The sequence below is a fragment of the Rickettsia honei RB genome (assembly GCF_000263055.1).
Classification (GTDB): Bacteria; Pseudomonadota; Alphaproteobacteria; order Rickettsiales; family Rickettsiaceae; genus Rickettsia; species Rickettsia rickettsii.
This window is the reverse complement of sequence record NZ_AJTT01000001.1, coordinates 51,968-74,348: the sequence shown is the minus strand read 5'-3', so window position 1 is coordinate 74,348 and position 22,381 is coordinate 51,968. Positions and strand designations below refer to the sequence as shown.

Below are 22,381 nucleotides of genomic sequence, written 5' to 3'. Positions count from 1 at the left end.
TTTTTTATAATTAAAAATAATATAGAGTGGAAATAAAAAAGGTATTGAATTATGGAATATGCATTATTAATTTTCAGTATTATAGCGATTTTAGTTATAATACAAATGGTTAAAGTTGTACCGCAACAACAAGCATGGGTAGTAGAAAAACTTGGAAAATTCGATAAGGTACTGCAGCCTGGCTTAAATTTACTCATCCCTTTTATTCAGAGAGTAGCATACAAACATACTTTAAAAGAAGAAGCAATAGACGTTACCGCTCAAACAGCTATTTCAAACGATAACGTAACATTATCTATAGACGGTGTTTTATATGTTAAGATCATTGATCCAATGGCAGCATCTTATGGTGTTAATAATCCTTACTATGCCATAACACAGCTTGCTCAAACTACTATGCGTTCGGAAATCGGTAAACTCCCTTTAGATAGAACTTTTGAAGAGCGCGAAACTTTAAACGTAGCAATTGTAGCAGCTATTAATCAGGCTGCTATAAATTGGGGCATACAATGTATGCGTTATGAAATTAAAGATATTCAACCTCCGCAAACTATACTTAAAGCTATGGAATTGCAGGTAGCGGCAGAGCGTCAAAAAAGAGCTCAAATTCTAGAGTCGGAAGGTAATAGACAAGCAAAAATTAACCATGCAGAAGGTGAAAAAGCACAAATCGTACTGAATTCAGAAGCTTCTTATACAGATCAAGTTAACAGGGCAAAAGGTGAAGCTGAAGCAATAGGCTTAGTCGCTACCGCTACGGCAAATAGTATTGAGATTGTCGCAACTGCCGTACAAAAAACGGGAGGAAGTGATGCAGTAGCTCTTAAAATAGCCGAGCAATATATTAGTGCGTTCGGTAATTTGGCTAAAGATACCAACACCGTAATTTTACCCGCAAATCTTTCAGAACCGAGTAGTTTTATAACCGAAGCATTAACTATATTTAACCAATTAAAAGCTTCTTCTTCGGGAACGAAAATAGATAAGTAGCAATTTATAACGATTTATTATTGTAATAATAATTAGTTTTATATATCATATTAGATTATTAATTAATAAAAGGTTATGAATATGTCAGTATTTGTCGGCAAAACTGCTCCGGATTTTACAGCTAAAGCTATTATGCCTAATAATAATATAGACGATAAGTTTAAACTTAGCAATTATGCTGCAGGGGATAATATAGTGTTATTTTTTTATCCCCTAGATTTTACTTTTGTTTGTCCATCGGAAATTATAGCATTTCACAATAAGCTTGGTGAATTTACCGAAAGACGTACTAAAGTAGTAGCTGTTAGTGTTGATTCTCATTTTAGCCATTTAGCTTGGAAAAATACTCCGCATAATAAAGGCGGGCTTGGACAAGTACAATTCCCCATGGTTTCCGATATAAAAAAGGATATTTCTTCAAAATATAATGTACTTAATGAAGACGGTGTTGCTTTGCGTGGAACTTTTTTAATCGATAAGGATTTCATAGTACGTCACATGCTAGTTAACGACTTACCTATCGGTCGTGATATTAATTATACATTAAAAGTAATCGATGCTTTAACTCATCATCAAAAGCACGGCGAAGTTTGTCCTGCCGGCTGGCATAAAGGTGAGGAAGCAATTACTCCATCACATGAAGGTATAGCACATTATTTAAGCTCACATGCAGAGAAGCTGTAATATATTGCTACTGTGTTATTAAAGTGGAAAACTGTCCTACCGTGGCTTGTCTAGTGTTGTTGCATTGTTCGATGTCATATCCCGCGAAAGCGGGAATCCAGCAAAAAATAACCTTAACATTGATAAACAATTACATATTTAACAAAATAAACATATAAAAACACAAATTTTTATATGCTTGACTGGATTCCCGCCTAGGCAGGAATGACATACAGCACTAACGCAATATCAAATAACCCTAAATAATGTTGAAAGAATTATTTTCTGCTCCTAAAATATCTTATAATATTGAAACAATTAATATTTTACGTCTTATTAGGAGTGAAATATCGGTCCTAAAACTTTCTTTAGTTTAATTAAATTATTTGGTGATGTAGCAACTGCCATAGATAACGTTCCGGATTTTTCATTGCGAGGCGGAAAGTCAAAACCAATTAAATTTTTCAGTAAAAGCGATGCTGAAAAAGAGTTAGAGCTTCTCGAAAAAGACAATGCTAAGATCATCACATATAAATCTCCGGAATATCAAAATTATTACTTGAAATTTATGATCCACTGCTAATATTAAGCTATAATAACATAGAGTTATTAAATCATACTATATAAATGCGTTGCAATAGTAGGTACAAAAACGCTGCTGCAAACGGAAGAAGCTTTGCTCATAAAATTGCAAATGATTTAGTAAAAGAAGGTTATATAACCGTTTCAGGGTTAGCACGAGGAATAGATAGCAGCGTACACCAAGCTGCAATTTCTCAAACTATCGGAGTTATTGCAGGCGGTATTGATCATATATATCCACCGGAAAATAAAAAACTATTTGAAAATTTAGCAGAAGAAGGTTTAATATTATGCGTTACCTATCGGCTTTACCCCGCTTGGAAAACATTTTCCACAACGTAACAGGATAATATCGGGACTAGCCTTAGGAGTAGTGGTAGTAGAAGCAAGCTTAAAATCCGGTTCATTAATAACTGCAAAATTTGCACTTGAACAAAATAGGGAAATATTTGCTGTTCCCGGCTTCCCTTTAGATCCAAAATGTCAAGGTACAAATAAATTGATTAGAGAGGGAGCATATTTAGTAGAATCAGTAGACGATATTGTAGCTAATTTACCGCAATATGAAGAATTTATGAAAAAAGATGATGGATTATTTAAGGATTTTGTTGAGCTAGGAACAGTAAATACGAGATATGTTAAAGAACCGTCACAAAAGGAGCGTACTGCTTGCTATATTGGAATTATTATCGGCAGTACCCATAATAGACTTGGAATATTTACAAAAAGAAATAGAATTACCGCTTCCTATCATATATACGGTAATATTAGAATTAGAACTCGCCGGGACAGTAATGCGTCACGCTGGTAATAAAATATCATTAGTTTATAATAAGTAGATGAAATTAGTAATAGTAGAATCGCCGGCAAAGGCAAAAACGATAAATAAATATTTAGGTGATGAGTTTAAGGTCATTGCATCATTCGGTCATATTAGAGATTTACCTTCTAAAAAAGGCTCGGTGTTACCTGATGAAAATTTTGCAATGAAATATGATATTTCCGATAAAGCCGGTAAATATGTAGATGCCATAATTAAAGATGCTAAAAAAGCTGATGCAGTATATCTTGCAACCGATCCTGATCGTGAGGGTGAATCTATCTCATGGCATGTTGCAGAGGTAATAAAAGAAAAGAATCAAGTTAAATCCGATGATTTTTTCAAAAGGGTAGCATTTAACGAAATCACTAAAAAAGCAATTATTCATGCCGTTGAAAACCCTAGGAAACTTGACACTAACTTAGTAAATGCCCAACAAGCAAGAAGAGCTTTAGACTATTTAGTCGGCTTTACCCTTTCACCTCTTTTATGGCGTAAGTTACCGGGATGTAAATCGGCAGGACGTGTGCAGTCCGTGGCTCTGCGATTAATATGTGAGCGAGAAGATGAAATAGAGCGTTTTAAGTCAGAAGAATATTGGGATATTAGCCTTAAAATGCAAAATAGTAATAACGAACTATTTACTGCTAAATTGACTCACGTAAACGATCAGAAGTTAGAAAAATTCTCAATTATTAACGAAAAAAACGCCAAAGATTTAACCAAAAAATTAAAATCTCAAAAATTTCATGTTGATAAGATAGAAAAAAAACAACAAAAACGTCAACCACCACCTCCTTTTATTACTTCATCACTACAACAAGAAGCAGCAAGAAAATTAGGTTTTAGTGCTAAAAAGACTATGCAAATAGCACAAAAACTTTATGAGGGTGTTGATATAGGTAAGGAAACTATAGGGCTTATTACTTATATGAGAACCGACGGCGTTACATTATCAAATGATACAATAGCAGATATACGTAAGTTAATCGATAAAAGTTACGGCGATAAATATTTACCGACTAGCCCTAGAATTTATAAATCCAAAGTAAAAAATGCTCAAGAAGCTCATGAAGCAATAAGACCCACAAATATTACTTATACTCCTGATAGCTTAAAAGCCAAGCTAGACAAGGATTATTATAAGCTTTATGAGTTGATTTGGAAAAGAACTATAGCCTGCCAAATGGAAAATGTTATAATGGATTTGGTAGTTGCAAATTTAGCTTCGGAAAATAAAGAATATTTGGCAAAAGCAAACGGATCGACTATAGCCTTTGACGGATTTTATAAGGTTTATCGTGAAAGTATGGACGATGAAGCTGAAGAAGAAAATAAAATGCTGCCGCCTTTAAAAGAACAAGAGCCGCTAAAAACTAAAGAAGTTATTCCAAATCAACATTTTACCGAACCGCCTCCAAGATATTCAGAAGCAAGTTTAGTGAAAAAACTTGAAGAGCTTGGGATCGGTCGTCCTTCGACCTATGCTAGTATTTTATCGGTTTTACAAGATCGAAAATATGTTGCTCTTGAAAAAAAACGATTTATACCTGAAGAGCTTGGACGTTTGGTAACGGTATTTTTAGTCGGTTTCTTCAAAAAATACGTTGAATATGATTTTACTGCAGGACTTGAAAACGAATTAGACGCAATAGCAGCCGGCAAACTTGAATGGAAAGCTGCTTTAAATAATTTTTGGAGCGGTTTTAACCATAATATTGAATCAGTAAACGAGCAGAAAATAACCGAGATTATTAGCTATGTACAAAAAGCCCTTGATTATCACCTGTTCGGTGAGAATAAAGAATCTAAAGTTTGTCCTTCATGTAACACGGGCGAGCTTAGCTTAAAGCTTGGTAAGTTCGGAGCGTTTTTAGCATGTAGTAATTACCCTGAATGTACTTTTAGAAAATCTATTGTTAGCGGTAACGATAACAACGAGAATGAAAGCGAGCCTACCACTATGCCTAATGAGAATAAAGTTTTAGGTACGGATAAAGACGGAGTAGAAATATATCTGAAAAAAGGACCTTACGGACCTTATATTCAACTTGGCGAACAAGAAGGCAAAGTAAAGCCGAAACGTAGCCCCGTACCTGCTAGCTTGAACCAAAATGATATTACACTTGATATAGCATTAAAGCTTCTAAGCTTACCGCTAAAAATAGGTATTCATAAAGATAGCGACGAGGAAATTATGATAGGATACGGTAAATTCGGTCCTTACATAAAATATATGGGTAAATTTATTTCGGTGCAAAAAAAATATGATTTTCTAAATTTAAGCTTAGATGATGCGATGAAGCTAATTGAAGAGAATAAAGCGAAATTAGAGAAGAAACAGACGTAAATGGTTTAGTGTCACCCCGTGACTTGATCACGGGGTCTCAGGACACAGGCTGTGATACAAGATCCCGTGGTCAAACCACGGGATGACAATTAATAAAATTACTTATTTATGACAAAAGTTATAACACGATTTGCTCCGTCACCGACCGGTATGTTACATGTCGGGAATATCAGGGCAGCATTGCTTAACTGGCTATATGCAAAGAAGCATAACGGACAGTTTATTTTAAGATTTGACGATACGGATTTAGAGCGTAGTAAACAGGAATATAAAGACGCTATCGAGGAAGATCTAAAATTTTTAAATATTAATTGGGATCAGACATTTAATCAATTAAGTCGTTTAAGTAGATATGATGCAATCAAAAATCTATTACTAGACAAAAAAAGATTATATGCCTGCTATGAGACTCCTGAAGAGCTAGAATTAAAGCGTAAATTTCAATTATCTAAAGGTTTACCACCGATTTATGATCGAGCTAGCTTAAATCTAACTGAAGAGCAAGCAAAGAAATATATAGAACAAGGACGAAAACCGCATTATAGATTTTTGGTAAATCATGAACCGATTAGCTGGCATGATATGATCAAAGGCGAAGTTAAATATGACGGCAAGGCTTTAAGCGACCCAATAGTGATAAGAGCAGACGGTAGTATGACCTATATGTTATGCTCAGTTATTGATGATATTGATTATGATATTACTCATATTATTAGGGGTGAAGATCACGTTAGCAATACCGCAATTCAAATGCAAATGTTTGAGGCTTTAAATACTACTCCTCCGACTTTTGGGCATTTAAGTTTAATAATCAATAAAGATGAGAAAATTTCTAAAAGAGTCGGAGGGTTTGAGATCGCAACTCTTAGAAAAGAAATCGGGATCGAAGCTATGGCAATCGCTAGCTTTTTTAGTTTAATTGGTTCATCAGCACAAATCTTGCCTTATAAATCAATGGAGAAGCTAGCAAATCAATTTGAGATAAGCAGTTTCTCTAAAAGTCCAACTATCTATCAGCCGGAAGATTTAGAAAGATTAAATCATAAATTACTTATAAGTTTAGATTTTGATACAGTAAAAGAACGCCTTAAAGAAATAGATGCCGAGTATATTGATGAAAATTTTTGGTTATCAGTAAGCCCTAACTTGCAAAAATTACGTGATATAAAAGATTGGTGGAAAATTTGCCATCAAACTCCGAATGTAGAAAATCTAAATTTAGATAAGGAATATTTAAAGCAAGCAGCAGAATTATTACCGAAAGGTGAAATCACTAAAGATAGCTGGAGCATTTGGACTAAAGAAATAACAAATATAACAGGCAGGAAAGGTAAGGAGTTATTTTTACCTCTTCGCCTTGCTTTAACCGCCAGAGAATCAGGACCGGAAATCGCAAGCGTTTTACCTTTGATTGATAGAGAAGAGATAATAAAGCGTTTAACTAGTGCGTGACTCTCTATGTCATTCCCGCGAAAGCAGGGATCCAGTAAAAATAATCTTATTGGTACAAAAATTGTATATTTGGTAAAATAAACATATAAAAACAAGTTTTTATATGTTTTACTAGATTCCTGCTTTCGCGGGAATGACATAGAAACCATGCAACTCCTCACAATGACAATTGAGTATGACAATATTTTAACTATAATACTCTATCATGTTAGTATTAATAGCACCGGCAAGCTTTGCGGTATCACCGTAAATATTATCGGCAATAAGAGAAACTATACCTGCTGTTCCTGCTACTAAACCTTCCCACAGTTTCATAAGCTACATATCCTGCAGTTAGTCCTGCTTTTACTGTATTTTTTAATCGGACGGCGAAATTAAAATTGCTCCTAATGTAAAAGCACCGATAAGAACCGGAGGATTGTAATAAGCAAAAGTTGCAAGGCTTGCTACAGTTACTTGAGCAAATGTAGATACAACAGAATAATTAGAGTCATCAGAAACAAAACCCTGAACGGAACATACAGTTTTTGCACCGTTTTCTATCACATTAATAGCATGTTCCGTTGCTAAGGTAGCACATACATTGTAAAATCTGTCACAGCTTTGGTAGGCATTTTGAAAATGAATTGTAGCACTGTCAAAGTAACTAGATGTTTTTTTGAAGTTTTTACAATCATTATTATTGTAATTGACGTTTCCGCTATTTATTTGTGGCCCCGTATAGTTTTTTGTCATGATTTTTCCCCTTAAAATTAAATCGTGACGCAATTATAACTTAAATGTTGTTGTGTCAATGGATATTATTAATAAAAAATTAATAATACTTTAAGATAAAAAGAAGGTTTAACTGTTAAAAAACTTTTTGATTTTTAGCTTATCTTCTTTAGACAAAGTAGGCTTGAACCCGTATATATCTTTTTTATTAGCACTTTCAGGTCTAAATTGAAACTCGCCTTTCATTGTGTTGTATTGTAACTATCTGATCAGGAGAACCCCATTTAGGAAAAGCATATTTTATAACTATGTCCCTGTTTCTAAGTCCACATTTATAAACGTTACTATTTTCGTCAATATCTTTTATTGTATAATTATTTATTAAAGCATCTCTATCAAAACCACGATCATATGCCCACATTGTTATTTTCTCGATCGGCAGCATTTAGCAACATTAGCTAAATCTATAGTTTTACCTTGTTCTATATATTCGTTTATCTCTTTATCTATGCCCTTTGGAACATAATTTTAACTATTGTTTCAAAATAATCGCTTGAAAATTCTTGTTCTTTTGAGGTTTTAAATAAATCAAGCATAACATTATCCAGCGATTTACTCTTATTATTCTCTTTAATGAAATTGTCCAAATAAAGTGCCAAAACAAATCCACGATAATATGGCAATCTTTGTACTGCATAATCTTGCCAATAATCTGTTTCGATTAAATTATTAGGTTCATTTATAACAGGTGATAAATAATAATTCTCAAAGAATTTATTAAATTCTTCTACAAATTCCTCAAGCGTTATAACACTAGAACGTAAGGCTAAAACCCTGCTATAATAATCGGTAAATCCCTCACTCCACCAATAATTTAATCGTTCTAAGTTATTACGTATTTTCTTCCCTGTCCAATTATGTAGATATTCATGAGCAAGTAACGTTATATAATCCTGTTTGTCCAAACCTTGAGGAATAAATACAGTAAAACTATGAGTTAAGCCCGTTCTGCCTATATGTCTAGGTTGATTCCCCTCGATTAAGCGTAGTAGATAATAAGGAAAATCATTATCATGGAAAAATGTTCTTTGTCCCTTGATAATTTTATTTATATAAGCAGCTATTTCTTAATCTTTAACATCAAATTGACCATGTAACGAAAGATATACAGGATTTTTTTGATCGACAATTTTGTAAACACGTAAATCACCCGCTGCATAAACTGTACTATATAATGCAATCGGCATAGCTTTAAATTTCACGCTTTTACCAAGACCATAATCTGATATTGTTTCCCAACTATCAGGAATATTATTCCATTCAATGTTAAACGCTACTATATCATTTCCATTTAGATCACCGGGAGTAGCAACAAGCCCATAACCCGGTGAATGAATTAAATTTTGTCTAATTATTGCTTCGTGGATGTCACAAGGATTACCGGTTTTTTGATATATTGCGTAGATTAAACGAATAATATTGATTTTTCCCGTATTTTAAAATAGCTTTATTCGAGTCTTGATTTCTAAACTGTAATTTTCCAATAGGATATTCTAGCTTAACATTTTTGATTTGCTTGTAATATGTAGGCATTTGCCCATGCATAGGGTCACCACTCATATTGCCGATTATTTCCGTCTCAACTTTGATAGCTGAAACAGACGTATTAGACAAAGGTGTTATTTTTATCTGCCTATAAGTATTTGCGGATATTAGATTTGAAATTAGAATTCTGATTTACAGAATTTTTATTATTTTTTATGGATTGCCACACCGCCTATATGGCTGCTCGCAATGACGATATCTATGTATGCATGTATTCTATTTAATTATTACTTCCTGACCATTATAGCCGACAAGCTTCTATGTCTTCAAGCCATTTAGCGTTTTCTATTAAATATGATTCTTAAAATTCGGCAAGTGTAGGATCAGGTTCGCCTGTTAAATTTTTAAGCCCGTCAAATAAAATGTCTAAAAAACCTATTTTATTCTTGTTACAATAATCTCCTACATCTTCAATATGCTTCGCACGATCATCACAAATACAATAAACTAGCATTTAGCTCTTCAGAAAATTTTGATAAAGTACCACTTTTTGAGTGATTACCGGTTATAAATATACCTTTATAAGAAATAGCATCATCCTTTTGTCCTGAATTATAAATTACTAATTTTTCATTATCTGAAAATTCGATACCCAGCTCTTTTAGTTCTTTATATCGCCAATCTTGCATAGAAGGAATATTGCCGAATGCTCCCGTATTCATTTGTGTAAGACCATAAACCGAAAACTTTTCCTTGAGCTTGTTTATAACTTCTACCCACTCTTCATCAATTAATATTACTTTTCGCTGCAAACGCCAATTACTGATAATTTCCTCATAATTGTCATAACTACTTTTATTTTCCTTAATTCTATCAATTATTTGATTATAAGGCGGCTGCTTAAAAGTTTTTGATTTAGGAGTTATAAGCGTATCGTCAACATCAATGAATATAGATGCACGAGTAGGAGCATTTTTTATTATTAAATCATAAACTTTTTCGGCACTATCGGCAGTTTCAAAATCTTTCATATATACTCCGAAGTAAAATGAAGAGTAGTGATACGAAGTTTAACTTGGAAAAGAGTAATCGGTCTGTCAGCCGAGGAGCGGAGCGTATATTAAACGTTCAGCATCCGAGGTCTTACAAAGACATTGTTGCTAATTTTTCAAGTGGGGCAAGTATCAAATTTAATATTAAGTTCTTCAGTTAAAATAGCCATTAATTCAAGCCCTGCTCTATTTGTCCATTCGCCTTGTTCATAAAAAAAATGATAAGGACCGCTAACCGGCGACGACAACCAAATTTCTTTGGCGGCACTTTGTTTATTTATTACATATACCCCTTTATCAGTATCAAGGTTTAATATATCACCTTGTAAATCTACATCTATACTTGCTTCTTTATCCTGCTCTTCTATCTTTTCTGCTATATATGCAATTGTTGTCTCGGCTATTTTACTAAATTCACTATTATTCATGATAACATCCCTTAAGTAGATAAAAATATACGTAAATCAACTTCAAAAAGAGTAATGAGTCTATAAGGCAAGGAGCGGAGCGTATACTTAATACATGAGCACCACAGCTCTTATAAGACGACGTAGCCAATTTTGAAGTTCATCGAGTAGATGGTTTTTCAGGATCAATTGCCGGCTCAGGTACTTTAATCAAACTTTTTCGATAAGTTTCAACAAATCTATTATGATCATTAAGATTGTTAGAAAAATTATGCCCGCCTTTACCGTCAACTACAAAAAATAATGCATCCGTTTTAGCAGATTTTACCACTGCTTCTAAAGATTTTAACGACGGACAAGAAATCGGACCGGGTGGTAAACCTTTTATATAATAAGTATTATAGGGTAGTTCTTGCAATAAATCTTTTTTTGTTAAAGCTCTTGCTAATTTAAATTTTCCTTCAGTCAAAGCATATATAGTAGTCGAATCGGCTTGTAGCTTCATATTTTTCTTTAAACGATTAATGAACACTGCTGCTATAATAGGCTTTTCTGCATTTGAGCCGGCTTCTTTTTCAATTATCGAAGCTAGCGTTAATACCTCAAGTCTAGTTTTTAATGGAGAATCCGGTGCAAGATTTTGCATTACTTTATCTAAATTAGCAGACATTAAATTTCTCATGTGATCAATTATCTGCTCTTTTTGATCACCGTAAGAAAAAAAATACGTGGAAGGCATTAAAAAACCTTCAGGTATTATCCCTTTTATTTCTCCAAGTAATCGACTTTCTTCATTAATTTTCTTTATAACCTCACTAACTACCGTACCTTCCGGGACAATTATCTTGTGTATTATAGATTTACCGCTTGCTAATATTCTTAAAGTTTGCAGAGGCGATATATTACGAGTAAACACATATTCACCACTTTTAAGAGGTCTTTTTATAGAATAAATTTTAGCAATTACCTTAAAAATTCTTGGATATTTGATTACTTCATTAGAATAAAGTTTTGTAACTATTTGATTTACGGATAATTTAGGCTCAATAATTATCGTTTTATTTTGAGTAAGATCACCCGGCACAAAAATATAAAATATACTAAAATTTAGCAAAGTAATAAATATAGTTAGAGATACTATCACTAAAAAAAGTTTAGTTTTTAATAGGTTGTTTAACATAATAACTATTATTTTTATAAGGCTTAGAAATATTGATAAAAATAATTACCATGAAATGTGGTTTTTTTCTTGACATTTGAAATAACATATAGTAAAACTAACTTTTTGCTAAATTTAAATTATATAGTTTGTGCTAAATCAATCAATAGTTTTAATATTTGGTAATTAAAATGAGATAACTAATGAGCAACAAATTAATAACGCAAACCAATTTACTATAACAATAGTATACTCCTGTAAAATGAAAAGTTAGAATTTTTATTACAAACAAAAAATATACATCTTTATTCATAGTGCATATTACTATACCGGCGTTAATACTGATCTTATAATGGGCATTATATATTATGATACAAGATCACAATACCGATCTAAAACACGAAGAACAGACTGAAAGGTTAAAAGCTTTACAAAATAAGTTAGGGAACTTATCCGGTTTCTTGACAACAATGCGTTCTGATAACAATGAGGAATACAAAAAAATTTCCAATGATTTAAAAATTTTAATGAAACAAATTAATACTATAAGAAAAAACATGGAAATATATTTTGTTATTATATTAATATTAATGTTTATTATAATTCAGAAAATGTTGTGGACCACCGGTTTCAAGTACTAATCTTTCTCTTTTAACAACTTTATTTTAGGTTCTAAGAACTCCTGTTTAATAATTTCTGCAGCTATATAAGAAGGTACAGCGTCATCTCGATCACTTGATACAAGCGAATTGTCCAAGCTAAGCCTGTGTTCACGTACTTTTGTACACCTAGCTAGCTTGCCTTTAAATTCATCGTGTCTAAAACTTTCTGAATTTAGCTGTAATCGGTTTGATTTAAATCCTAATTGCTGCAAAATTTTTTGGCTTTCTATTACCTGCTCATAAGCTTTCTTAGAATTAAATAATAACTCTCGAAGCTTATTACTAATAAGATTAGCTCGGCAATTAAATTGGATAAATTCCGGAATTATTTCTTTATCGGCTATAATATTTATCAACGTAACATATTTTATTTTTATCAATAGCCTGATAATAAAAAAGCTTATAAGATTAACTTTATAAGCCACAATCATAGGAGTACCGGAAGCTGCTATCTCTAAAGTATTAGTACCGGATTTTGCTAAAGCTACATCCGCAACAGCATAAGTTTTAAGTCTCTCACTTGAAAATAAATAATTAAACTTAACATCTTCTAGAAACGGTTTTATTATTGCCTCATGAGCAGGATTTGCAAGAGTAAATATAATTTTAAGATTATTACAACTCTTGAATATTTCTTCAATAGAAGAAACAAAAACCGATAAATGCCTTAGAATCTCACCCTTTCTACTACCAAGAGTAACACACAAAACTCTCTCATTCTCATCTATTTTAAACTCTTCACGTAAAGCTATTTTATCACTATAAAACTCTTGCTCCATAATCGGATGACCTATATATCTACAATCAAGACCGACTTTAGTAAAATATGGAGGTTCAAACGGTAGTAAAGCAAATAAACAATCATAAATTTTAGCGTATTTTACTGCCCTACCCTCTTTATATGCCCAAACTGACGGTGCAACGATATGAATCATTTTCAGCTTTGGTAAAAGTTTCCTTACTCGCTTTGCCACACGATAAGTAAACCCTGGTGAATCTATGGTAATTAATAAATCAGCTTTACTATTTATTATATCCTCCACAGTTTTATCAATTAATTTTTTAAGCTTAAAAATATGAGGCAAAATTTCTACAAAACCCATTAAATTTATGGAAGTAATAGGAAATAAGCTTTTAAAGCTACCGGCTTCCTCCATATATTTGCCGCCAACACCAACAAACTGTACAGCGTCATTCACAAAACTTGATACAGGTGAATTGAGTTGTACTCCTGTATTGTTTTTTAAATGCTGCATTATACGACCACCTACAAAGTCTCCTGACACCTCACCAGCTATAAAGTAAATTTTTGTCATTAAAGATAGTTATTTTTTAAGGTTCTCAATTTCTGTTTGTAATCGCTCTATTTCTTTTATAGATACTTCAGTAATCTCATGTATTTTTTCTATCGAGTTTTTTTTCATTAACATCTTTTTTGCTATTTTTATACTTTTTGTAACTTCGCCTTCTTGTATACCTTCTTGTTTACCGTTTTTCCTCCCCTCCTCTATTCCTTTTGCCATACCTTGTTCTCTACCTTTTTCTTCAGCAGAAACTATATAATCACGCTCTTTATAGCTTTTATTCATATAGGCATGATAAATTATTTGCTCTTTAGGAGTCATCTTAAGTATATCAAGACGTTTTGCTACTTTCTTCATATATGGTGATTTAAAATCTTTCTTAACTTCAGAATGTTTTACTACATATAGCCATTCATCCAATTCATCTCTTATAACATCATTAAATAATGGTACTGATATTACAACATATTCTGGAAATACATTATATAAATCAAATATTTTACCTCTCATATCTCCCAAAGAAAATTTCATAGGGTGTTTTTTATCAACTGCTCTAAAAATAGTCTTACCGTGATATAAAGGTGCTTTCATATTATCAAAAGGAAAATACAATAAATTAATATAAAATATTTTTTTATAGTAGAATAATCCTCGCTCTTAGAAATACTATCAACTATTAATCTACTAGAATTAAAACAAGCTTTATGCATAAAAAGATTTGTATAGGATTTATCTATTTCTACTATATATTTATGCCCTTCTTCATCTTCCACAATGACATCTGCTACGCTAGATTTTTATCATTTTCTTTATTACTGCCACTTTCTAGTAAGGGGCTTTTATTTTAACAGAACTATAACCAGCATCTTTATAGCCGAAATACATCCCTCGACTATTTCATAATCTCCTTTATCTTTTAATAAATATTTAATAGCGTAATCAAAACTTATTATAGTACTCATATCTTTTATCCTTAAATCATCTTAAATATATTGCAAAAAATGAAGACAGTATACGAAGATCAACTTCAAAAAGAGCAAGGAGTCCACAAGGCGAGGAACGCAGCGTATACTTAATACGTGAGTACCGAAGCTCTTGTAGAACGACGTAGCATTTTTGAAGTTGATCTTCGTATACATATTATTAAATTCCATTTTACGGTAACTCAAAGCTTCTGCAATATGCACTTTCAAGACCTTATCAACATTCTTAAGATCAGCAATTGTCCGTGCTACTTTAAGTATTCGGTTATAAGCACGCATTGATAAACAAAATTTATTTGCCGCTTCATTCAGTAAATCTTTACCTTCATCCGCAGGCATAGCATAATCTATTAACAACTGTCCATCTAATCTGTTATTTGTTTTAATATTATAGCCCTCATATCTCTTTTCTTGAATTAAACGTACTTTCTCAACTCTTGCAGCTATATATTCAGATTCTTCCTCAGAGTTATCTACAATCAAGTCATAATTATAAACATTAATACTAAATACTTCTATATGCAAATCAAATCTATCCATAATAAGTCCCGATACTTTCATTTGATAGTCGCTAGCACATTTTGGAGCTTTCATACATTCTTTATAAGAATCGCCTCAATAACCGCATTTACAAGGATTCATAGCTGCTATTAACTGGAAATTTCCAGATATTTTATATGAGCATTTGATCGTGAGATTAGTATTTCACCGTTTTCAATAGGCTGTCTTCATGCATCAATAACATGCTGTGGAAATTCAGGTAGTTCATCTCAAAATAATACTCCGTTATGAGCTAGCGTAATTTCCCCAGGCTTTACTTTTTTTCCGACACCGCCACCGACCATAGCGGCCAATGAGCATGAATAATGTGGAGTTCTACACGGCCTTGCTCTGGTAAGTTTACCGTCTAAAAATTTTCCTGCAATACTTGTAATCGTACTACATTCTAAAATTTCTTTTGTAGACATTTTAGGTAGTATACTGGGAAGACACGCAGCAAGTCTTGATTTACCGGTTCCGGGAGGACCAAACATTAAAAGGTTATGCCATCTGATGCTGCAATTTCTAAAGCTTGTTTAGCAATTTTTTGACCTTTTATATCTTTAAAATCGGGATAATTTATCGCCTCATCTTGTAGCTTAGCTTCCGGAGGAGTTAAAACTTGTGAACCTTTAAAATGATTTACTAATTCAATTAAATTACCTGCAACAAGTATATTATCATTACCCGACCAAGCAACTTCCGAGCTGTTTTTACTTGAACAAATCAGACCTTTACCTCTAACAGAAGCCCCAATCGCTGCAGGTAAAGCTCCACTTACCGGTAAGCTTGAACCGTCTAATGATAGCTCTCCTATTATCAAATATTCCGCAATTTCAAGTTCAGATAAAATATTCATTGCGGTAAGTATCGCACAAGCAATCGCAAGATCGAAGTGGCTTCCTTCTTTTACTAAATCTGCCAGAACTAAATTTATTAAAATCTTTTTAGTATGTAGTGCAAACCCTATAGAAGATAACACTGCTTTAACACGTTAGACTTGCTATATGCCTTATCATGAAATTTTTCTTAAAATACTATTTTGCTAGGTTGTAGATGTTATTGCATGTATACTACTAAATCGTCATTGCGAGCAGACATAGGCTGCGTGGCAATCTCATGCAATAATAACAAACTCCTGAGATTGCTTCGTCAATTACTGACGTAATTGCCTCGTAATGATGAAAAATAACAATCTTACCTTAACCATTGATTGAAAAACGTACTATAGAACAAACTTAGCTAAGTCGAGATTAGTTATTATTTTTGATAATTGATTTTCTACGAATTTATCATCGATAGTTATTGTTTTGCCTTTCATTTCGCTAGCTTCAAAACTTATATCCTCAAGCAAATTCTCAAGTATAGTATGCAGCCTTCTAGCCCCTATATCTTCGACTTCTAAATTAACGGTGATCGCATAATCCGCTATCTTCTCAATAGCAGAAGCAGCAAATTCAAGACGTACGTCTTCAGTACCTATTAACGCCGAATATTGTTTTATTAAACTAGTTTCAGGCTCAAGCAATATTTTAATCATATCATCTTTGGTAAGCGAATTTAATTCTACTCTAATCGGTAACCTTCCTTGTAACTCCGGTAATAAATCAGAAGGTTTAGCAATATGAAAAGCACCGGAAGCAATAAATAATATATGATCGGTTTTAACCGGTCCATATTTAGTATTAACCGTCGTGCCCTCTATCAAAGGTAGCAAATCTCTTTGCACTCCCTCTCTACTTATTTCGGCATTTTTTGCTCCGGAACTACCAGTTGAAGCTATTTTATCAATTTCGTCAATAAAAACTATACCGTCATTTTCAGCTAAATTTATAGCTTGCTGAATAATTTTTTCTTGGTCTATTAATTTTTCTGATTCTTCAGGTATAATAATAGCCATAGCATCTTTAACTAGCATTTTTTTTGTTTTAGTCTTACTACTGCCAAGGGCTCGTCCAATCATATCGCCAAGATTAAGAACGCCCATAGATGCTCCCGGCATACCCGGTATTTCAAAACTTCCACCGCCGACAGGTGTAGTATCAGCTACGCTAATTTCAATTTCCGTATCATCAAGTTCGCCGTTTAAAATTTTTTCTTTGAACTTTTCTCTAGTCTCACTACTAGAAGTTTTACCTACTAAACTATCTAATATTCTCTCGATCGCTTTTTCACGGGCATGAATATCTACTTTCGTTTTTGCTAAAGTTTTTTCAGTATTAACGGCTATTTCGACTAAATCACGAATTATTGATTCTACATCACGCCCTACATATCCGACTTCGGTAAATTTAGTTGCTTCAATTTTATAGAAAGGAGAATTAGTCAGCTTTGCAAGGCGTCTTGCTATTTCCGTTTTCCCGACACCGGTTGAACCAATCATTAAAATATTTTTCGGTACTATTTCATTACGTAAATTACCTTCTACTCTTTTACGACGACAACGATTTCTAAGTGCAATAGCAACAGCTTTTTTGGCCTTTTCTTGACCTACGATAAATCTATTAAGTTCATTCACTATTTGAGAAGGGGTAAGCCCCATAGGGTCTTTTTTATAAGTAGTTTTAGTAGCTTTCATACAACTTTTTCCATTATAATATTATGATTAGAAAATACACACAAATCTGCAGCTATATTCATAGATTTTAAAGCAATTTCTTCAGCAGTTAAATTATTCTCGTAAGACATTAGAGCGCGAGCGGCAGATAGCGCGAATAAACCGCCTGAACCTATTGCTGCAACATTATTTTCAGGCTCTACGACATCACCGTTACCGGTTAAAATTAATATATGACTACGATCAGCAACAATCATCATTGCTTCCAAACGTCTCAAATATTTATCGCTACGCCAATCTTTTGCAAGCTCAACTGCACTTCTAAGTAAATTATGCTTATGTTGCTCTATCTTTACTGCAAGCTTTTCAAATAACGCAAGACCGTCAGCCGTAGAACCCGCAAAACCGGCAATAATTTTATTATTTGCTATAGTCCGAAGTTTTCGTGCTGTAGATTTTAGTACGGTATTACCATGCGAGACTTGTCCATCCGCTGCTATAATTATTTCTTCGTTCTTTTTTAAACAAAGTATTGTTGTACCGTGTAAGGATAAATTATCTGACATAATATAAAATTTATTGATATTAAGTTGTTAATTAAGTACTATTAGAATTACTGTTAAGTAGACGAATAGACGAAGTTTAATTTGGAAAAGAGCAAGGAGTCTTTAAGCTGAGGAGCGGAGCGTAATACGTGAGCATCCGAGGACTTACCAAAACGACGTAGCCAATTTTCCAAATTAAACGAGTATACTTGACTAATCCAATTTAATTAATTATTGTCCCTTGAATTTTCAAGGCTTAAACTTAAATAATGAATATATACGCAATATACATTAACTCCACACAAAAAAATAATAATTTTATTGTTATTGCAGAAGGCTTTTCATGGATAGCGGCTCTTTTAAGTATATTTTGGGCATTATACCATAAAATGTGGTTAATTGTTGCTATTGCCGTAATAGCGAATATAATCGTTACGGCGATTAATATCGAAGAGTTAAAGTTTATATTTAAGATAGTCTTAATATTAGGCTTCGGCTTTTTTGCTTCAGATATTAGAGAAAATTATTTAAAAAGAAATAATTACCGACTAGAAGATATAATAATTGCCAACTCTAGAATTGAAGCTGAATTAAAATTTCTAAAACGTAGTATGCTTGTTTAACAGCAACGTGGTTTCATAAATATTAAATCGTCATTGCGAGCAGTCGTAGACTGCACGGCAATCCAGAAAAAAAATTAAAGAAATGCTAAAATTAGCATTTCTTACTGGATTGCTTCGTCAAAACTTACATTTTTTACTCGCAATGACGGAAAATTAAGCCATACAATAAAGCTTTTAACAGGAATAAAATGATGTATAACAAAGAAAATGTTTTTGCAAAAATCATAGGTAAAAAATCTTCCGGCAGAAATAATTTATGAAGACGAACAAATTTTAGCATTCAAAGATATAGCACCCGTAGCACCTGTACATATTATCGTTATACCTAAAAACGAATATATAGATTATGCCGATTTCATCTCTAAAGCTTCTATAGACGAAATAAAACATTTTTTTGCTAAACTTTCTGATATAGCAAATGAAGCGGGTTTAGATAAAGACGGTTATCGTTTAATAACTAATAAAGGCGAGAAATCGGGACAAACTATTTTTCATTTCCATTTCCATATTATCGGAGGTGAAAAACTCATCGGATTAATAAATAATGACTAAAAAATACAATATTGCAGTAATCGGAGCTACAGGAAATGTAGGGCGTGAAACTCTAAATATTCTAGCTGAGCGTAATTTCCCAATTAATAAAGTTTATGCTATAGCTTCAGATAGCTCTCTAGGGCGGGAAGTAAGCTTTGGAGAAAAAATACTACAAATTAATAGTTTAAAAAGTTTACATTTTGACGATATCGATATTGCTTTTTTTTGTGCAGGTTCAGAAGTGTCAAAAGAATTTATACCAAAAGCTACTGCTAGTAATTGTGTAGTTATCGACAAATCCTCCCTTTTTAGAGTTGATAATCAAGTGCCGTTAATTGTACCTGAGGTTAATTTATCAACACTTAAAGAGTTTAATACTAAAAATATCATAGCTAACCCTAACTGTATCGTCATTCCGCTTGCAGTAGCATTAAAACCGCTAGATAATGAAATAAAGATTAAAAGAGTAGTGATATCTACTTATCAATCAGTATCAGGAGCAGGTAAAGCAGGAATGGACGAACTCTACGACCAAACAAAATCTAAATATGTTTTTGGAGAGAATGATCCTAAGAAATTTCCAAAACAGATTGCATTTAATCTTTTTCCTCATATAGGTGATTTAAATAAAGATGGCTATACAAGTGAAGAAGCAAAAATTGCTTCTGAAATAAACAAAATTATAGGTAATCACTTTAAAGCTAGCATTACTTCTGTTAGAGTACCAGTATTTATCGGTCATTCTATATCGGTTAACATAGAATTTAACGACAAAATTGATGCCAAAGAAGTCGAAGAAATATTACAAGATGCCGATGGAATTGTTACAATTTCTAATAATAATTACCTTGCGTATATCTCACCCGTTGAAGTGGTAGGCGAAGATGCCGTATATGTCTCCCGAATTAGAAATGACGTAAGTAGAGATAATACGATAAATCTATGGATCACATGTGATAACTTACGTAAAGGAGCAGCTTTAAACAGTGTTCAAATTGCTGAAGAATTAATTAATAATTATTTATAATATAACTAATATGGATAATAAAAATAATAATCTAAATAAAAAAAACCCACTAGTAATAGCATTAGGCGAATGTAGAACAGCTTTTTGGATAGTCTTTTGGTTTGCTTTTGTAATCAACTTACTAATGTTAATTACTCCTCTTTACTCACTACAAGTTCTTGATAGAGTCCTTGGAAGCGGTAATCTACAAACATTATTATTTTTATCAATAATAATCGCATATATTTATTTTGTTTACGGATTATTACAAATTGCTCGTTCTTTTACACTTATAAAGGTAGGAGAATGGCTTGATAGAACAGTAGCTCCCGTAATTTTTGCTTCTTCAATTTCTGCAGCTGCAACACGAGCAAATATGGGTTCTAGCCAATTATTACGTGATTTTCAAGCCGTCAAAACATTCCTAACAAGTACCGGAATTAATACTTTATTCGATGCCCCTTGGAGCCTTATCTATATTGCGGTTATTTTTTCAATTCATCCATATATCGGTCTTATTACCGTTTTTGGTGCAATTATAATAGTTTCAACCGCTTTCTTTAACGCTGCAGCTACTAATAAAACACTTGGTGAAGCTACCGAATTTTCGATAAAAGGTATGACACAAGCCGATATTGCAAACAGAAATGCAGAAGCAATTGAAGCAATGGGAATGATGAAGAATGTTACAAAAAATTGGCATAAATTTAACATATTAGCACTTGATAAGCAATCGGTTGCTAGCTATCGTAACGGTGTTATTTCTAACTTTTCAAGGTTTATCCGTAATATAATGCAAATGGCTGTTACCGGAGTCGGTGCTTACATTGTTGTAAAATCTCACAGTGCAGATATGACTCCCGGTAATATGATTATGAGTTCTATCATAGTCGGTAGAGCTCTTGCTCCTTTCGATAATGCTATTGATTTATGGAAAAGTATGAGCGGTGCTATTAAATCATACAAAAACATTAATAATTTATTTAACACTTATTCTTCTAGAGACGAAACGATGCCAATTCCGAACGTTGATGGTCATCTTACTGTTGAAAATATTTATTATGCTCACCCTATACCGAAATATTTACCGCAACCTCCCGTACCGAAATATATCTTAAAAGGCGTTAGTTTTGCAGTACAACCGGGCGAAGTTTTAGCAATTATCGGTCCTTCGGCTACAGGAAAATCAACTTTAGCTAAAATCATAGTCGGGGTATGGAAAGAATCATCAGGTTCCGTACGTTTAGATAGTGCTGAAATTTATCGTTGGAATAGAGAAGATTTCGGTAGACATGTGGGCTATCTTCCTCAAGGAATAGAACTTTTTAGCGGTAGTATTAAACAAAATATAGCTAGAATGGAAGAAGATGCCGATCCGCAAAAAGTTATTGAAGCAGCTAAAATAGCCGGAGCTCATGAAATGATATTAAGATTCCCTGACGGTTATGATTCTGATATCGGTCCTGCAGGCTCTAATCTATCAGGTGGTCAAAGACAGCGTATCGGACTTGCTAGAGCTTTTTACGGTAATCCAAAACTCATCATTTTAGATGAGCCTAATGCTAATTTAGATGAGGCAGGTGAAGTTGCCCTTGCAAGTGCCTTAAAACAAGCAAAACTTAAAGGAATAACAGTTCTTGTAATCTCACATAGACCATCCGTACTATCCGTTGTTGATAAAATTCTAATATTACAGGATGGAGCCGTTGCAGTTTACGGAACAGAAGAAGAGATTCAAAAACACTTTAAAACTTTAAAAAGCGGTACAATTCATATTAATAACTAAAGTGTCATATCGTGACTTGATTGGCATTGTTGCATGACTTCCAAATTATTATTGTGAGGGAACTTTAGTGAGCGTGGCAATCTCATGAATTCTATCGAGATTGCTTA

General features: G+C 33.1%; 27 protein-coding genes and 4 pseudogenes. 14 read left to right on the top strand and 17 right to left on the bottom strand.

All coding sequences use genetic code 11. The features are described from left to right. Positions 1 to 51: 51 nt before the first annotated feature. The 8 genes and pseudogenes from WSW_RS0100415 to gltX all read left to right on the top strand — a co-directional run bounded on the left by WSW_RS0100415 (position 52) and on the right by gltX (position 6,857). Positions 52 to 990 carry an SPFH domain-containing protein gene (locus tag WSW_RS0100415; protein ID WP_016916641.1) on the top strand — a complete coding sequence of 313 codons (939 nt, stop codon included), beginning with the start codon at positions 52 to 54 and terminating at the stop codon, positions 988 to 990. An 81-nt stretch (positions 991 to 1,071) separates the two neighbouring features. Then, entirely contained in the window at positions 1,072 to 1,674 is a 603-nt protein-coding gene (locus tag WSW_RS0100410; protein WP_012150652.1) for a peroxiredoxin, read from the top strand. 328 nt (positions 1,675 to 2,002) lie between these two features. Next, a complete protein-coding gene (locus WSW_RS1000000113730; RefSeq protein ID WP_324602859.1) occupies positions 2,003 to 2,236 on the top strand; it encodes a DNA processing protein DprA in 234 nt (77 codons plus the stop codon). 44 nt (positions 2,237 to 2,280) lie between these two features. Next, a complete protein-coding gene (locus WSW_RS01000000107730; protein ID WP_050542967.1) occupies positions 2,281 to 2,577 on the top strand; it encodes a DNA-processing protein DprA in 297 nt (98 codons plus the stop codon). Then, positions 2,537 to 2,704: pseudogene (locus WSW_RS1000000113445) on the top strand (DNA-processing protein DprA); the annotation flags it as partial. The gene WSW_RS01000000107730 and the pseudogene WSW_RS1000000113445, both read left to right, overlap by 41 nt. Positions 2,705 to 2,870: 166 nt before the next feature. Then, the gene (locus WSW_RS1000000112525) at positions 2,871 to 3,074 is read left to right on the top strand and encodes a DprA-like winged helix domain-containing protein (protein ID WP_228368844.1); all 204 of its coding nucleotides are present in this window, start codon (positions 2,871 to 2,873) and stop codon (positions 3,072 to 3,074) included. After that, entirely contained in the window at positions 3,075 to 5,405 is a 2,331-nt protein-coding gene (gene topA, locus WSW_RS0100390; RefSeq protein ID WP_016916640.1) for a type I DNA topoisomerase, read from the top strand. 108 nt (positions 5,406 to 5,513) lie between these two features. Next, positions 5,514 to 6,857: a glutamate--tRNA ligase gene (gene gltX, locus WSW_RS0100385; protein WP_016916639.1), complete on the top strand. Its 1,344-nt coding sequence runs from the start codon at positions 5,514 to 5,516 to the stop codon at positions 6,855 to 6,857. Between the two features lie 186 nt (positions 6,858 to 7,043). Here gltX and WSW_RS1000000113440 read toward each other — a convergent pair whose 3' ends face one another. From WSW_RS1000000113440 to mltG, 8 genes and pseudogenes are all read right to left on the bottom strand, one after another. Further along, positions 7,044 to 7,172 carry a hypothetical protein gene (locus WSW_RS1000000113440; RefSeq protein WP_274378101.1) on the bottom strand — a complete coding sequence of 43 codons (129 nt, stop codon included), beginning with the start codon at positions 7,170 to 7,172 and terminating at the stop codon, positions 7,044 to 7,046. A gap of 42 nt (positions 7,173 to 7,214) precedes the next feature. Further along, positions 7,215 to 7,592: a hypothetical protein gene (locus WSW_RS1000000112520; RefSeq protein WP_238528403.1), complete on the bottom strand. Its 378-nt coding sequence runs from the start codon at positions 7,590 to 7,592 to the stop codon at positions 7,215 to 7,217. 202 nt (positions 7,593 to 7,794) lie between these two features. Further along, the gene (locus WSW_RS1000000112515) at positions 7,795 to 7,992 is read right to left on the bottom strand and encodes a hypothetical protein (protein ID WP_238528402.1); all 198 of its coding nucleotides are present in this window, start codon (positions 7,990 to 7,992) and stop codon (positions 7,795 to 7,797) included. A gap of 85 nt (positions 7,993 to 8,077) precedes the next feature. Continuing rightward, the gene (locus tag WSW_RS1000000112510; RefSeq protein WP_238528401.1) at positions 8,078 to 8,536 is read right to left on the bottom strand and encodes a M61 family metallopeptidase; all 459 of its coding nucleotides are present in this window, start codon (positions 8,534 to 8,536) and stop codon (positions 8,078 to 8,080) included. A gap of 472 nt (positions 8,537 to 9,008) precedes the next feature. Continuing rightward, positions 9,009 to 9,245 (bottom strand): hypothetical protein, encoded by a 237-nt coding sequence (locus WSW_RS1000000112505; protein WP_029374906.1) that lies wholly within the window; start codon positions 9,243 to 9,245, stop codon positions 9,009 to 9,011. A 232-nt stretch (positions 9,246 to 9,477) separates the two neighbouring features. Continuing rightward, positions 9,478 to 10,147, bottom strand: a pseudogene (locus tag WSW_RS1000000108955) (DUF2608 domain-containing protein). Between the two features lie 137 nt (positions 10,148 to 10,284). Beyond that, positions 10,285 to 10,596: an iron donor protein CyaY gene (gene cyaY, locus WSW_RS0100350; RefSeq protein ID WP_016916638.1), complete on the bottom strand. Its 312-nt coding sequence runs from the start codon at positions 10,594 to 10,596 to the stop codon at positions 10,285 to 10,287. A gap of 139 nt (positions 10,597 to 10,735) precedes the next feature. Next, entirely contained in the window at positions 10,736 to 11,755 is a 1,020-nt protein-coding gene (mltG, locus tag WSW_RS0100345; RefSeq protein WP_010977088.1) for an endolytic transglycosylase MltG, read from the bottom strand. A gap of 347 nt (positions 11,756 to 12,102) precedes the next feature. Here mltG and WSW_RS0100340 point away from each other — a divergent pair, with 347 nt between their 5' ends. Further along, entirely contained in the window at positions 12,103 to 12,375 is a 273-nt protein-coding gene (locus WSW_RS0100340; protein ID WP_004996088.1) for a hypothetical protein, read from the top strand. On the opposite strand, the gene lpxB is transcribed toward WSW_RS0100340, so the two are convergent. The 9 genes from lpxB to hslV all read right to left on the bottom strand — a co-directional run bounded on the left by lpxB (position 12,372) and on the right by hslV (position 18,346). Next, positions 12,372 to 13,712: a lipid-A-disaccharide synthase gene (gene lpxB, locus WSW_RS0100335; protein ID WP_016916637.1), complete on the bottom strand. Its 1,341-nt coding sequence runs from the start codon at positions 13,710 to 13,712 to the stop codon at positions 12,372 to 12,374. The two genes, WSW_RS0100340 and lpxB, sit on opposite strands and share 4 nt — an antisense overlap. Positions 13,713 to 13,721: 9 nt before the next feature. Next, the gene (locus tag WSW_RS0100330; RefSeq protein WP_016916636.1) at positions 13,722 to 14,312 is read right to left on the bottom strand and encodes an RpnC/YadD family protein; all 591 of its coding nucleotides are present in this window, start codon (positions 14,310 to 14,312) and stop codon (positions 13,722 to 13,724) included. Next, the gene (locus WSW_RS0100325) at positions 14,288 to 14,473 is read right to left on the bottom strand and encodes a hypothetical protein (RefSeq protein ID WP_014410560.1); all 186 of its coding nucleotides are present in this window, start codon (positions 14,471 to 14,473) and stop codon (positions 14,288 to 14,290) included. The genes WSW_RS0100330 and WSW_RS0100325 overlap by 25 nt, the downstream gene beginning before the upstream one ends. 66 nt (positions 14,474 to 14,539) lie before the next feature. Continuing rightward, positions 14,540 to 14,662, bottom strand: coding sequence for a hypothetical protein (locus tag WSW_RS1000000113435; protein ID WP_016916635.1), 123 nt, complete (start codon positions 14,660 to 14,662; stop codon positions 14,540 to 14,542). Positions 14,663 to 14,683: 21 nt separating this feature from the next. Further along, positions 14,684 to 15,277: a magnesium chelatase subunit ChlI family protein gene (locus tag WSW_RS0100315; protein WP_016916634.1), complete on the bottom strand. Its 594-nt coding sequence runs from the start codon at positions 15,275 to 15,277 to the stop codon at positions 14,684 to 14,686. A 176-nt stretch (positions 15,278 to 15,453) separates the two neighbouring features. Then, positions 15,454 to 15,717, bottom strand: a complete 264-nt coding sequence (locus WSW_RS0100310; protein WP_016916633.1) for an ATP-binding protein — start codon at positions 15,715 to 15,717, stop codon at positions 15,454 to 15,456. Continuing rightward, positions 15,717 to 16,205 (bottom strand): magnesium chelatase domain-containing protein, encoded by a 489-nt coding sequence (locus WSW_RS0100305; protein WP_016916632.1) that lies wholly within the window; start codon positions 16,203 to 16,205, stop codon positions 15,717 to 15,719. The genes WSW_RS0100310 and WSW_RS0100305 overlap by 1 nt, the downstream gene beginning before the upstream one ends. Positions 16,206 to 16,448: 243 nt before the next feature. Beyond that, entirely contained in the window at positions 16,449 to 17,801 is a 1,353-nt protein-coding gene (hslU, locus tag WSW_RS0100300; RefSeq protein ID WP_016916631.1) for an ATP-dependent protease ATPase subunit HslU, read from the bottom strand. Further along, the gene (gene hslV / locus WSW_RS0100295) at positions 17,798 to 18,346 is read right to left on the bottom strand and encodes an ATP-dependent protease subunit HslV (protein WP_004996101.1); all 549 of its coding nucleotides are present in this window, start codon (positions 18,344 to 18,346) and stop codon (positions 17,798 to 17,800) included. The genes hslU and hslV overlap by 4 nt, the downstream gene beginning before the upstream one ends. A gap of 81 nt (positions 18,347 to 18,427) precedes the next feature. Here hslV and WSW_RS1000000112495 point away from each other — a divergent pair. From WSW_RS1000000112495 to WSW_RS0100275, 5 genes and pseudogenes are all read left to right on the top strand, one after another. Then, positions 18,428 to 18,524 (top strand): annotated as a pseudogene (locus WSW_RS1000000112495) (palindromic element RPE5 domain-containing protein). A gap of 70 nt (positions 18,525 to 18,594) precedes the next feature. Further along, positions 18,595 to 18,948 (top strand): DUF2628 domain-containing protein, encoded by a 354-nt coding sequence (locus tag WSW_RS0100290; protein WP_004996102.1) that lies wholly within the window; start codon positions 18,595 to 18,597, stop codon positions 18,946 to 18,948. 191 nt (positions 18,949 to 19,139) lie between these two features. Next, positions 19,140 to 19,500, top strand: a pseudogene (locus tag WSW_RS1000000109995) (HIT domain-containing protein). Next, complete coding sequence (gene asd, locus WSW_RS0100280; RefSeq protein ID WP_016916630.1) at positions 19,493 to 20,509, top strand: aspartate-semialdehyde dehydrogenase; 1,017 nt, start codon at positions 19,493 to 19,495, stop codon at positions 20,507 to 20,509. Before WSW_RS1000000109995 ends, asd begins: the two are co-directional and overlap by 8 nt. Before the next feature lie 10 nt (positions 20,510 to 20,519). After that, a complete protein-coding gene (locus WSW_RS0100275) occupies positions 20,520 to 22,274 on the top strand; it encodes a type I secretion system permease/ATPase (protein ID WP_016916629.1) in 1,755 nt (584 codons plus the stop codon). Positions 22,275 to 22,381 lie beyond the last annotated feature (107 nt).